Source organism: Methylobacterium sp. Leaf117 (assembly GCF_001422985.1).
In the GTDB taxonomy this organism is placed as follows: domain Bacteria; phylum Pseudomonadota; class Alphaproteobacteria; order Rhizobiales; family Beijerinckiaceae; genus Methylobacterium.
The window spans coordinates 309,102-322,256 of sequence record NZ_LMNL01000037.1; the positions used below are offsets into that span (position 1 = coordinate 309,102).

Annotated in this window: 9 protein-coding genes; 5 read left to right on the forward strand and 4 right to left on the reverse strand. The window is 70.2% G+C overall.

The genetic code is table 11. The features are described 5' to 3' along the window. Positions 1 to 36: 36 nt before the first annotated feature. Complete coding sequence (locus ASF57_RS21705; RefSeq protein WP_056487534.1) at positions 37 to 1,428, reverse strand: GntP family permease; 1,392 nt, start codon at positions 1,426 to 1,428, stop codon at positions 37 to 39. Between the two features lie 180 nt (positions 1,429 to 1,608). Here ASF57_RS21705 and ASF57_RS21710 point away from each other — a divergent pair, with 180 nt between their 5' ends. Beyond that, positions 1,609 to 2,838: an FAD-dependent monooxygenase gene (locus ASF57_RS21710; RefSeq protein ID WP_056487257.1), complete on the forward strand. Its 1,230-nt coding sequence runs from the start codon at positions 1,609 to 1,611 to the stop codon at positions 2,836 to 2,838. Here the strand turns inward: ASF57_RS21710 and ASF57_RS21715 are convergent, their stop codons facing one another. Next, positions 2,839 to 4,125 (reverse strand): patatin-like phospholipase family protein, encoded by a 1,287-nt coding sequence (locus ASF57_RS21715; RefSeq protein ID WP_056487260.1) that lies wholly within the window; start codon positions 4,123 to 4,125, stop codon positions 2,839 to 2,841. It lies immediately after the preceding gene. A 204-nt stretch (positions 4,126 to 4,329) separates the two neighbouring features. Here ASF57_RS21715 and ASF57_RS21720 point away from each other — a divergent pair, with 204 nt between their 5' ends. Both ASF57_RS21720 and hspQ read left to right on the forward strand, forming a co-directional pair. Beyond that, a complete protein-coding gene (locus tag ASF57_RS21720; RefSeq protein ID WP_056487264.1) occupies positions 4,330 to 5,382 on the forward strand; it encodes a CoA ester lyase in 1,053 nt (350 codons plus the stop codon). A gap of 76 nt (positions 5,383 to 5,458) precedes the next feature. Continuing rightward, entirely contained in the window at positions 5,459 to 5,815 is a 357-nt protein-coding gene (gene hspQ / locus ASF57_RS21725; protein ID WP_056181298.1) for a heat shock protein HspQ, read from the forward strand. 141 nt (positions 5,816 to 5,956) lie between these two features. Here hspQ and ASF57_RS21730 read toward each other — a convergent pair whose 3' ends face one another. Then, entirely contained in the window at positions 5,957 to 6,751 is a 795-nt protein-coding gene (locus ASF57_RS21730) for an invasion associated locus B family protein (RefSeq protein WP_056181123.1), read from the reverse strand. Between the two features lie 521 nt (positions 6,752 to 7,272). Between ASF57_RS21730 and ASF57_RS21735 the strand changes: the two genes are divergently transcribed. Together ASF57_RS21735 and ASF57_RS21740 are read left to right on the forward strand one after the other, a co-directional pair. Further along, positions 7,273 to 8,580, forward strand: a complete 1,308-nt coding sequence (locus ASF57_RS21735; protein WP_082504267.1) for an AMP-binding protein — start codon at positions 7,273 to 7,275, stop codon at positions 8,578 to 8,580. 308 nt (positions 8,581 to 8,888) lie between these two features. Further along, the gene (locus ASF57_RS21740; protein WP_056181292.1) at positions 8,889 to 9,233 is read left to right on the forward strand and encodes a hypothetical protein; all 345 of its coding nucleotides are present in this window, start codon (positions 8,889 to 8,891) and stop codon (positions 9,231 to 9,233) included. 112 nt (positions 9,234 to 9,345) lie between these two features. On the opposite strand, the gene mfd is transcribed toward ASF57_RS21740, so the two are convergent. Then, on the reverse strand, positions 9,346 to 12,954 hold the full coding sequence (mfd, locus tag ASF57_RS21745) for a transcription-repair coupling factor (protein WP_056487267.1): 3,609 nt from the start codon (positions 12,952 to 12,954) through the stop codon (positions 9,346 to 9,348). Positions 12,955 to 13,155: the final 201 nt, after the last annotated feature.

Consider the following 13,155-nt stretch of genomic DNA (forward strand, 5'->3'; position numbering starts at 1 on the left):
GCTCGTCGCGTCGGAGGCGGGCGCCGGCACACCGGCTCAGACGAGGCCGGTGAGATAGTAGACGCCGATCACCAGAAACACCGCCGCGGTCTTCAGGAGCGTAATGGCGAAGACGTCGGCATAGGCCTGCCGATGGGTCAGGCCCGTCACCGACAGCAGGGTGATGACCGCGCCGTTATGGGGGAGCGTGTCCATGCCGCCGCTCGCCATGGCGGCGACCCGGTGCAGCACCTCCATGGGGATGTTGGCGGCCTGCGCGGCCGCGATGAAGGTGGAGGACATGGCCGCCAGCGCGATGCTCATGCCGCCCGACGCCGAGCCGGTGATGCCGGCGAGCGCCGTCACCGTCACGGCCTCGTTGACCAGGGGGTTGGGGATCGCCGCGAGCGCGTCGCGGATGACGAGGAAGCCCGGGAGCGCGGCGATCACCGCGCCGAAGCCGTATTCCGAGGCGGTGTTCATGGCCGCCAGCAGCGAGCCCGCCACCGCCGCGCGGCTGCCCTCGGCGAAGCCCTGCGAGACCGGGCGCCACGCGAAGACCAGCACGGTGAGGATGCCGGCGAGCAGCGCCAACTCCACCGCCCAGATCGCGGTCACGGAGGAGACCGCGGTGACGATGGGCTTGTCGAGGCCGGCCAGAACCGTCTCGGCCTTGGGGCCGTAGAGACGCGGGATCACGGCCGTGAAGGCGAGGTTCGACACCCCCACCACGATCAGCGGCAGGAGCGCGATGGCCGGGTGGGCGCGGGCGGCCTCGTCCATCACCTGCGGCTCGTTGCTGTGGCCTGTGCCGTAGCCATCGCCTTGACGCTTGGCCGAGGCGATGCGCCGGTCGAGATAGGCGACGCCCACCACCAGGATGAAGGCCGCGCCGATCAGCCCGAGCCAGGGGGCGGCCCAGGTGTTGGTGCCGAAGAAGGTGGTGGGGATGATGTTCTGGATCTGCGGCGTGCCGGGCAGCGCGTCCATCGTGTAGGAGAAGGCCCCGAGCGCGATGGTGCCGGGGATCAGGCGCTTGGGGATGTCGCTGAGGCGGAAGGCCTCCGCCGCGAACGGATAGACCGCGAAGACCACCACGAAGAGCGAGACGCCGCCATAGGTGAGCAGGTTGCACACCAGCACGATGGAGAGCACCGCCCGCCGTGCGCCGACGAGGTCGATCACCGCAGTCACGATCGAGCGGGAGAAGCCCGACATCTCGATGACCTTGCCGAACACCGCGCCGAGCAGGAACACCGGGAAGTACAGCTTCACGAAGCCGACCATCTTCTCCATGAACAGGCCGGAGAAGACCGGCAGCACCGCCGATGGATCGGTGAGCAGCACCGCCAGCAGGGCCGCCACCGGCGCGAACAGGATGACGGAAAAGCCCCGGTAGGCGACGAGCATCAGGAAGCCGAGCGCCAGCAGCGCGATGAACAGGCTCATGATCGGGGTGGCCTCCGGGCAGCCGATGGTCACGGCCTTGCGCCGGATGGTACAAGCCCCGCCCCTGCGGCACCATCGCGGCCTTGACCGGCGCGGTGACACGCCTCTGTAAGCGTCAGGGTCTTTCGCTAAGCCCCGGGCCGATGCTCGGCCCGATGCCGTTCAGGAGTCCGCGAAGCCGTGGCGACACTTCCTCCGAAATCCGAACCTTTCGCGAAACCCGAGCCTTTCGCGGTCGCCGTGGTGGGAGCCGGCGCGGCGGGCCTGAGCCTCGCTCTGGCGCTCGCCCGCGACGGCGTCGCCACGGCCCTGGTCGGCCGGCACGCCCCCGTGGCCGACGGGCGCACGGTGGCGCTCCTCGACGGATCGGTGCGCTTCCTCGACGCCCTCGGGGTCTGGGCGGCGATCGCGCCGCATGCGAGCCCGCTGGCCGAACTCCACATCGTCGACGACACCGGTAGCCTGTTCCGCCCGCCGCCGGCCCGCTTCGTCGCCACCGAGATCGGGCTCGACGCCTTCGGCTGGAACGTCGAGAGCGCCCGCCTCGTGGAGGGCCTGCGGGCCGAGGCGCGGGCGGCGGCCAACCTCACCCTGTTCGAGGAAGACGCCGCGGGCTTCGCCGCAGGCGCCGACGCGGCCACGATCACCCTGGCGGGGGGCGCCACCCTGTCGGCCCGCCTCGTGGCCGGGGCGGACGGCGCGCGCTCGAAGGTCCGTGAGGCCGCCGGCATCGTGCCGCGCACCTGGACCTACCCGCAGAGCGCCCTCACGACGATCCTGGCCCATACGCGGCCGCACCGTGACGTCTCCACCGAGTTCCACACCCGGCAGGGGCCGTTCACCCTCGTGCCGCTGCCCGGCGGGCACCGCTCGAGCTTGGTCTGGGTGATGGGCGAGAGTCCGGCCAAGCGCCTGGCGGCCCTCGACGACGGGGCCCTCGCCGGGGCGGTGGGGCATCAGGCCCAGGCGATGCTGGGCGCCATGCGCATCGACGGCCCGCGCGGCCTGGTGCCGATGCGAGGCCTGTCCGTGCCAAGTCCGGTCGCGGCCCGCCTCGCCCTGATCGGCGAGGCCGCCCACGTCTTCCCACCCATCGGGGCGCAGGGTCTGAACCTCGGCTTGCGCGACGCGGCGTCCTTGCGCGACGTGGTGATGCGGGCGGTGGAGGATGGGCGGGACCCGGGCTCGCGCGCCGCGCTGTCGGCCTTCGCCCGGGGACGTGACCTCGACGCGCGCTTGCGGAATACCGCCGTCGACGCCCTCAACCGCAGCCTTCTCACCAGCCTCCTGCCGGTGGACGCCCTGCGCGGCCTCGGGCTCCTCGCCATGACGACGATCGGTCCCTTGCGCCGCGTCGTCATGCGCGAGGGCGTGCTGCCCCGCCTCGGCGCGCCGAGCCTGATGCGCTGATCAGCGTCCGGCCACGCTTCGGACCGGAGCGTCCTGCGTAGCCCGGCGCTCCACCGAACCGGTGGCGATCTCCGCCGGGTCCGTTCGGCTGTCCTGAAAGGCCGTGCCGGCCTTGCCCAGGGCCACGCCGTGGGCGAACAGCGCCTTCATGTAGCTCTGATCGAAAGGCGCGGACGAGGTCTTGCCGAAGCGTCCGTCGATCTGGGCCACCTGCAGGTCGAGGCCGGTGCGCCGGGCAAACCCCTCGCTCAGCGCGAGCGCCGCGCGGGTCTGCGCCTTGATCGCCGCCGACATCGAGCGGCCGAGCACGCTCAAGGTGGTACGCGACGCCATCTGGAAGTCGGGCGTCAGGGTGTTGTTGACCACGAGATAGACCTGACGAGTCGGCAGCGGTGTCGGGTCCTTGGCCTGAAGCACCGATTCCGGGGCGAGATAGTACGGCGCTGTGGTTCCGCCGTCGGCGTGCATCTCCTGGAAGCGCTTGCCGGAGCCCGCCACCGCGTCGATCATGACCGGTGGGAACACGCCCGGTACCGCGGACGAGGCCAGGATCACCGACCGGAACAGCGCCAGGGCCTTCGGGCCGCCGGCCTTCGCGATGGCGCCCATGTCCCACAGGACCGGGCGCTCGCCGTCCACCGCCGTGGTCGCCACCAGAAGGCGGCGACCCTTGGCGTGCTCGGCCGCCACCGCCTCAAGCAGCGCCGGCGTCACCGCCCGGTCGATGCGGCGCTTGAGCGGCCAGGTGTCGGTGAGCGCCTCGTTGGTGCCGCCGAACTCGAACACGTCGGCTGCCGAGATCTCGGTGTAGTTCTCCCGCAGCGCGGCGTCTCCACGCGCGCCGATGAAGGCGAAGGGAGCGATCATGGCGCCGGTGCTGACACCGGTGATGACCCCGAAATCCGGTCGGGTGCCGACCTCGCTCCAGCCGTTGAGCAGGCCCGCCGCGAAGGCGCCGTTCTCGCCCCCGCCCGAGAGCACGAGCCAGGGCCGATCGGCGGCGGAGGCCTGATCGATCAGGGCGCGGAAGGCGCCGGCGTCGTCGCCGGGGAGGCGGATGTCCGCGGAAAGCCCGTCCGGCCGGGCGGTCGCGGCCTCGGCCGCCGTGAAGATCACGCGCCCGCTCTGTTTCTCGGATCGAACCTGATTCTCGGCCGACGCCGTGTCCACGTGGGGCTTGGCGCGCTCGCCTGCGAAGGCCGTCTGCGGAAGGCTGAGACCGATGACGGTGGCCCAGAGCAGAGCCGGATGGCGCAAGCCGGTTCGGCTGATCGATGATCCGGACATGGGTCCGTCCTTCGTATCTGGTGAGGAGCCCCCTCGATCGTGAGAACGTGAGGCGGGGCCGCCCGTTCCGCGACTTCACTCCAGGCAGCGGCGTGGCAAATGGCTTGCGTGTGCCCGCACACCTTTACGGGGGGCCTGAGGTTGCCCTAACGGCTGGTCCGGCACGCCCATCTCATCAAGAAGAACCGGGAGCCCGAAACGCCCATGAAACTGCCACGTCGCTTCTTTCAGCCCCTCGCCACCGGCGCGCCGGCCCCGTTCCGCGAGCTTCCGATCAAGCTGGAGCGGATGATCCACTTCGTTCCGCCCCACAACGAGAAGGTCCGGTCCCGCGTGCCGGAACTCGCCGCCACTGTGGACGTGGTGCTCGGGAATCTCGAGGACGCAGTGCCGATCGATCAGAAGGAGGCCGCCCGCAAGGGCTTCGTGGCGATGGCGCAGGCGACCGACTTCGCCAGCACCGGCACCGGCCTCTGGACCCGCATCAATGCCCTGAACTCGCCCTGGATCCTCGACGACCTGTTCGAGATCGTGTCCCAGGTGGGGGACAAGCTCGACGTCGTGATGGTGCCCAAGGTCGAGGGGCCGTGGGATATCCATTACATCGACCAGTTGCTGGCCCAGCTCGAGGCACGGCACGGCGTCTCGAAGCCGATCCTCGTCCACGCCATCCTGGAGACCGCCGAGGGCGTCGCCAACGTCGATGCCATCGCCTCCGCCTCGCCCCGCATGCACGGCATGAGCCTCGGCCCTGCCGATCTCGCAGCCTCCCGCGGCATGAAGACCACTCGCGTCGGCGGCGGCCACCCGGATTACCGCGTCATCGCCGACCCGACGAGCGATGGCGCCGCCCGCGCCTCCGCCCAGCAGGACCTCTGGCATTACACCATCGCGAAAATGGTCGATGCCTGCATGGCCAACGGCCTCAAAGCCTTCTACGGCCCCTTCGGCGACTTCTCCGATGGCGAGGCCTGCGAGGCCCAGTTCCGCAACGCCTTCCTGATGGGCTGCGCCGGGGCCTGGACCCTGCACCCGAATCAGGTCGCCATCGCCAAGCGGGTCTTCGCGCCCGATCCGGCCGAGGTGGCCTTCGCGGTGCGGATCGTCGAGGCGATGCCCGACGGCACGGGCGCGGTGATGCTCGACGGCAAGATGCAGGACGACGCCACCTGGAAGCAGGCCAAGGTCATCGTCGATCTCGCCAGGCTCGTTGCCGAGAAGGACCCGGATCTGGCCAAGACCTACGGTCTCGCCTGAGCTTTTCCCTCCGCCTCCCTGTCATCGGCGCTGGGCCGCCGATGACAACGGCACCGAGGCATCTTATTTTGTGATCATGACTGATACGACCACTGCCGATTCCATGATGAGAACCGCCAAGTTCGGCCTCGGTGCCGTGGTGCGTCACCGCATCTACCCGTTTCGCGGGATCGTCTTCGACATCGATCCGGTGTTCGACAACACCGAGGAGTGGTGGCTGGCGATTCCCGAGGAAGTCCGCCCGCGCAAGGACCAGCCCTTCTATCACCTGCTCGCCGAGAACGCGGAAAGTGAGTACGTCGCCTACGTCTCCGAGCAGAACCTCGTGCCCGACACCTCCGGCGAGGCCCTGCGCCATACCGGCATCGCCGAGGTGTTCGAGCGCGGCGACGATGGCAGCTACCGCATGCGCGGGGCCGCCCACGCCAACTGACGGCGACGGCGACGGCGCGGCCCGAGGATCCGGCCGGCCATACCCCGAAACGAAACGAGGCCGGGCATCGCGCCCGGCCTCGTTTCGTTGGGGCCGGCCGCTTGCGCGGCCGGCAGGATCGAAGGTCTCAGCCTCGCGATCTCAAGGCTTCGGCGCGGTGGCCGGTGCGCCCGCCGCCGGGGCGGCGCCGGAGGCGTTCTGCTGCTCAAGCTTCTTGCGCATGTCCTCGCTGCGCTTCTCGAGTTCCGCCTGCAGCTTCTTCTGCTGCTCCTCCAGCACCTTCGGGTCGATGGCCGGGCCGTCGAAGGCCTTGCCGAAGCCCGCGATCGGCACCGCGAAGGTGACTTCGCGCTGGGTCTGATTTTGGACGCTGACGTTGAGGGTGGTGCCCTTCTTCATTGCAGCGATGATCTCGGGTCCGACATTGCCGGCCTCGGCGAAACAGCCGTTGGGGAAGCACACGGCGAACTTGCCCGCGGTGCCCTGCTGACCGTCGATGGTGAAGCGAATGCCCGGCTGCAGCAGCAGACCGAGGGGTAGCAGGTAGCGGATGACCCGCACTTCCTGCTTCTGGGCGGCATTCTTCATCTCGTAGACGGCGACTGCCAGCACGGGCTGGCCCTGGTCGGAGACGAAGTCGCGGGTGGTGTAGCAGACGTCGGTGCCGCTGCCCTGGTCCTTGCCGCAGACCTTGGTCCATTCCGTCTGGGCCGGATCGGACTTCACGTTGACGATCTGCGGCCCCGTCTGGGCTGCGCCGGTCGGCGCGGCAGCCGCAGGAGCCGTCGGGGCGGGAGCGGTCGGGGCCGGCGCAGCCTTACCCTTCGGCGCCTGCGCGAGGGCCGGTCCGGCGAGACCCGCGACTCCGGTAACACCCGCCAGGGCGAGGAACGCGGCGACGCGCAGCGGGCGCGCAGGATGGTTGGCGAAGAACATCAGCTCTGACCCCTTAAGATACGGCGTAACGGATTCGGCTCGCGGGATGCGCCTCGAAGCTGGGGCGCGGATTCGCATCGAACGGTTCGGACTGCAAGGGCGCTTCGGGCGTCGGAGCGGACTTCCGGCACCCGGTCGGCGGAATCACCGAACCCAAGCCTGCCGAAACGGCGCCTTCTGACCGAATTCCCCCGGGACGGAGAGACTTGATGGAACCGGGACCGCACCGGCGCCGTGGAAGATCCTTCCCGCGCCGCGGCACCCCTCGGACCAGACCGTTCATGGCCAGTCCCGCCTCGACGACAAGGCGGCCTGCTTTCCTCCCGAATGCGGCGAAGACATGACATCGAAGCCGTTGCCCGGCGGCCGATCGGTTAAGGGGCGCTTAACCCTAAAGCCCCATGAACGAAGGGTCTCGGGAGTCAGCGCACGTGCCGGCGCAGCATGCAGCCCATCTTCAAGCCGCCCACCTTCTGGACTCCGTCCGGGCAGGGATTCCCCTGTCCCAGGCCAGTGGCCGGATGACTGGCTTTCCCCCCGCCGGCCGCGACCGCCCGGCCCTGATCGGTCCGGGGGCGGGTTCCGGCCCGGCCGGCGAGGGTCCGGATACCGTACGGGTTCCGCCCCGGGCGCAGCGTCTCTGTACCCTGCTCGCCGCCACGGCGCAGGCGCATCCGCACCGCGTCGCCTTCATCGATCCGCCGCACAAGCCCCTGTGGAGCGGACGGGCCGCCATTACCTGGACCTACGCGGCGGCGGCGGAGATCGTGGCCCGCCTCGCCAACGGCCTGCGCGGCTGGCGCCTCGCACCGGCGAGCCGCATCGGCATCGCACTCGCAGGCAGCTCCGAGAGTTTTCTCGCCTATCTGGCCGTGGAGGCCGCCGGTCACATCCCGTGCCTGCTGCCGCTCGCCCTCGACGAGGACGGCCTGCTTGCGGCGGTGCAGACCGCAGGCCTCCCGGCGGTCATCACCCAGACGCGGTTCGGCCCCCTCGCCCCGGCGCAGCGCCTGTGTCGCGTCGCGGTGCGCTATTTCGGCCTGCGCTACCTCGCCGCCTTCGGACCCGACGTTCCCGACGGGGTGATCAACCTCGACGCGATGGTCCTGGATGCGGCGGGCGGCCCCTTCGCGCCCGGACCCGGCGGGTTCATCAGCTTCGCGGAGGGAGACCCCGCACGGCCCGTCCATCGCAGCGGCGACGCGCTGCTCGCGGCGATCGCCGTCTACCTCGTCACGGCCCGGGTCCAGCCCGGAGACCGCATTCTCAGCCTGCTGCCGCAGACCGACCTGCGCGGCCTCGTCACCGGGCTTGGTGCGGCCCTGGTGGCGGGAGCCGGCCTGGAGACGCTCCCGGTGTTCGAGGCCCGCAGCTTCGCCGCCACCCTCGACGGGCCGCTGCCGACCCGGCTCGTGGTGCCCGCCGCCCTGGAACGCAACCTCGCCGCCAGCCGGCTGCCGACCTCCCTCGACGGAATCGTCCTTGCCCATCGCGCGCCGGGACGCCTCGGCCCCCGATGGCTGACCCCGCAGGCGAACCGGCCGGTCATCGATGCGGTCGCCTTCGAGGAGACCGCCCTGCTCGCCGGGGCCCGCGAGGCCAACGATGTCGCCCTGTCCCTGACCTATCCCGAGCGCGGGCACCTGTTCTCGACCCTGATGGCCCTGCGGCGGGACCCCGACGGACGCCTCGCCTTCCGGGGCCGGGCCTGCCATGCCGGCGCGCTGCAGCGCGACATCACCATCCCCGAAACGGTGGATGCCTGGGCGGCTTCGGCCTTCTCGGTCGATGTCGAGGACGACCAGACCCTCGCGATCCGTCGCGCCTGACGCGTCATGCTCCCGTCACGCGGGAGCCGATGATCCGGGCGCTGCCCGTCATGCGCGCGGTCAAAGGGCGAGGGATGCGGGCGCGCAGCGCCGCGAACCGGATTGTCGGGTCGTTGGAGGATCTTGCGCCGAAACCTTCGCGCCGTTCCGGCACGGAATGATGCGGCGCACCGAATCGGTTCAGGTTCCGGTCAGGCGGCCGACGTCACGGTCATGTTCGAAACGTGGCCGGCGAACCAACCGCCCCCATGTGTGTTGTCACACGGGTCTCTTTCCAAGGGACGATGGATGGGCTAGCACTGATGCTCATGGGTGCGCTGCAACAAGTTCTCGTTGTCGATGATGGTCACCGCGCCATCGATCATTCGCTTGCCGCCGAACTCGCCGAGCTCGGTTATGCCAGCGTCACCGCCTCGCTCGAGGCGGCGCACGACGTGCTCGCGGTGATCGCGCGCCCGGCCGCAATCCTGCTCCAGGCCTCGTCCCGCCGGGATCCGGCCTATGCCCAGCTCTCGGAGCGTCTGCGGGAGCAGATGCGGCAGGCGGGCATTCCCGTCATCGTGGTGGACGAGGGCATGGCGCGCCGGTCCGGAACGGCCATCGACCTGCAGAGCCAGATCGGTCCCTACGTGCTCAACGAGCCCGACCTCTGACCGGAATCGGTTGAGCGACCGGGCCGAAACGGCTCTTGGAGAACGGCTTTTCGAAACGGGCGTGCCGCGCGGCGCGCCCGTTTCGCGTTTGGGAGACCCGTCGCTTCGCGGCTTAGGCGGCCTTCTTGCGGCGGGCGATGGTCGACAGGCTGCGCAGGATCGTGGTCGTCACCTTGAGGCGCTCCGGGATGGTGTCGAGTTCGCGGATGAACACGATGCTCATGTCCGGCCGCACCTTGGCGAAGGAGGCCTGCTCGGCGACGTAGGTCACCAGCCCCTGCGGGTTGGCGAAGGCCTTGTCACGGAAGTGGACGACGACGCCCTTCGGGCCGGCCTCGACCTTCTCCACGTTGGTGTCGCGGCACAGGATCTTGATGGTGACGATCTTGAGGAGCTGCTCCACCTCCGGCGGCAGGGGGCCGAAGCGGTCGATCAGCTCGGCGCCGAAGCTCTCCATCTCGGCGTCGTTCTCCAGCGTCGAGAGCCGGCGATAGAGCCCGAGGCGGACCGTGAGATCCTCCACGTAGTCTTCCGGAATCGTGACCGGCGCGCCGAGGGCGATGGTGGGCGACCACGCCTCCTCCACCGGCTCGTCGATGCCGGCCTTGAGCGCGGTGACGGCATCCTCCAGCATCTGCTGGTAGAGCTCGTAGCCGACCTCCTTGATATGGCCGGACTGCGCGTCGCCGAGGAGGTTGCCGGCCCCGCGGATGTCGAGGTCGTGGCTCGCGAGCTGGAAGCCGGCCCCGAGGGTATCGAGGGTCTGGAGCACCTGCAGGCGCTTCTCCGCCTGGACCGTGAGGGTGCGGTTGGCCGGGGTGGTGAACAGCGCGTAGGCCCGGGCCTTGGCGCGCCCGACGCGGCCGCGCAGCTGGTAGAGCTGGGCGAGGCCGAACATGTCGGCCCGGTGCACGATCAGGGTGTTGGCGGTGGGGATGTCGAGGCCGGATTCGACGATGGTGGTCGAGAGCAGCACGTCGTATTTGCCCTCGTAGAAGGCCGTCATCACGTCCTCGAGCTGGCCCGCCGCCATCTGGCCGTGGGCGACCGCGACGGTGGTCTCGGGCATCTCCTGGTCGAGGAAGCGCTTGACCTCGGCGAGGTCCTCGATGCGGGGCACCACGTAGAACGACTGGCCGCCGCGATAGCGCTCGCGCAGCAGCGCCTCGCGGATCAGCAGGGGATCGAACGGCGTCACCGAAGTGCGGACCGCCAGGCGATCCACCGGCGGCGTCGCGATGATCGAGAGTTCGCGGACCCCCGTCATGGCGAGCTGCAGGGTGCGGGGGATCGGCGTCGCCGACAGGGTGAGCACGTGGACGTCGGCCTGGAGCGCCTTGAGGCGCTCCTTGTGGGCGACGCCGAAATGCTGCTCCTCGTCGACGATGATGAGGCCGAGATCCTTGAAGGCGACGGTCTTGGCCAGCAGCGCGTGGGTGCCGACGACAATGTCGACGGTGCCGGCGGTGAGCCCGTCGCGCACCCGCTTCATCTCGGTGTTCGAGACGAAGCGCGACATCTGGGCGACCTCGACGGGCAGGCCCTTGAAGCGCTCGGCGAAGGTCCGGTAGTGCTGGCGCGCCAGCAGCGTGGTGGGGACCACCACCGCCACCTGCTTGCCGCCGAGCGCGCCCGCGAAGGCGGCGCGCAACGCCACCTCGGTCTTGCCGAAGCCGACATCGCCGCAGACGAGGCGGTCCATCGGCCGGCCGGCGTTGAGGTCGGTGAGCACCGCGTCGATGGCGTTGGCCTGATCCTCGGTCTCGTTGAAGGCGAAGCGCGCCGCGAACTCGTCGTACAGGCCTTCCGGTGCGTGGAGCCGGGGCGCCTGACGGACGAAGCGCTCGGCCGCGATCCGGATGAGCTGGCCCGCCATCTCCAGGATGCGCTTCTTCATCTTGGCCTTGCGGGCCTGCCAGGCGCCGCCGCCGAGACGGTCGAGGGCGACCTCGGCATCCTCCGAGCCATAGCGCGTCAGAAGCTCGATGTTCTCCACCGGCAGCAGCAGCAGGCCGCCGGCATACTGGATCTCGAGGCAATCGTGCGGCGCCCCCGCGGCCGTCACCGTCTTGAGGCCGACGAAGCGGCCGATGCCGTGGTCGGCATGGACCACGAGGTCGCCGGGCTGGAGGGCCTGCACCTCCAGGATGATGTCCTGCGGGCGCTTGGCCTTGCGCTTCTGGCGCACCAGCCGGTCGCCGAGGATGTCGCCCTCCGAGATCACCGCGAGCCGGTCGACGACGAAGCCGGATTCGAGGCCCCACACCGCCACCGCCACGTCGGTGCCGCGCTTCAGCGCGTTCACCGCCGTCAGGGTGTTGATGGCGACGGGCTTCTTCAGCCCGTGATCGGCCAGCACCGAGCAGAGCCGGTCGCGCGAGCCGTCGGACCAGGAGCCCAGGATCACGTGATGACCGGACCCCTGCAGGTCCTTCACGTGGGCGACGGCGGCGTCGAACACGCTGGCGGATTCGTCGGCGCGCTCGGCCGCGAAGGTGCGGCCCTGACGGCCCTCGCAGTCGATGGTCGCCCGGTCGGGGCTCTCCGGCATCGAGAAGGGCGAGAGCCGGGCGACCGAGGCCGCGGCCACCCGGTCGCGCCACTCGTTCGGCGTGAGATAGAGGGCGGAGGGTTTCAGCGGCTTGTAGGGTGCGACGCCCGGGGACGGTGCCTTCATCGCCTCGGCGCGGGCGTCGTAATAGTCGCGGATCAGGGTCAGGCGCTCGCCCGCCGCCTCGTCCACCTGGGCGTCGAACACCAGCGGCACCCCGCCGACATAGTCGAACAGCGTGTCGAGATGGTCGTAGAACAGCGGCATCCAGTGCTCGAGGCCGGCATAGCGCCGGCCCTCGCTGATGGTCTCGTAGAGCCGGTCGTCGCGGGTGGCCGCCCCGAAGGTGGAGAGATAGCCCTGGCGGAAGCGCCGGATCGTCTCGGTGGTGAGCTGCACCTCGCTCATCGGCACGAGGTCGAGGGAGCGCAGCTGCCCGACGGTGCGCTGGGTCTCGGGATCGAAGGCGCGGATCGACTCCAGGGTGTCGCCGAAGAAGTCGAGGCGGATCGGATTGGGCAGGCCGGGGGGCGACAGATCGAGGATGCCGCCGCGCACCGCGTACTCGCCGGTGTCGCGCACCGTCCCGGTGCGCAGGAAGCCGTTGGCCTCGACCCAGGCCGTCACCGTGTCCATCGGGACCACGTTGCCGATGGCGGCCGAGAACGTCTCGACCGCGATCTTCTCGCGGGGGGGGACGCGTTGGATCAGGGCGTTGACGGTGGTGCAGAGGATGCGGGGCTGCTCCTCCGAGGAGCGCGAGCGGGCGAGCCGCGACAGGGCCGTCATGCGCTGGGCCGCGATGGCGCCGTTGGGCGAGACCCGGTCGTAGGGCTGGCAGTCCCAGGCCGGCACGCTCATCGTCTCGATCTCGGGCGCGACGAACTTCAGGGCACTGACGAAGGCGGCCGAGCGCCCGGAATCGCGGGCCACGTGGACCAGCACCGCCGGCCCCTCGAAATCGCGGCTGAGCGCCCGGGCCAGATCCGCCACCACGAGGGCGTCGAAGCCCTCCGGCACATTGGCCAGGGTCGGGCTGTCGCCGCGCTTCAGCGCGTCGAGGGCGCGGGCCAGCGCCCCGGATTTCGGCAGGGCGAAGCGCGCCGTCTGGGGCTTCGGCGCGGGGGCGGCCGCTTTGATCTGAGGCGGGTTCGTCTGGGGCTTGGCCATCGGGTCGGGGTTCTGAACTCGTGCTGGGCCGGGCGGAAGCGACTGTCTCCGTCCGCCCTCCTGTCTCGGAAGGACCGCCGCGGCGGCCTCGAAAGGACGTTGCGTTCCCCCGGGCGCGGACCCGGAAGCGACGAACGCGTATGTATCCCTGAGCCCGGTCCTTACCAGACCTGCCCCGCGCCGTACCGGCGTTAACGCACC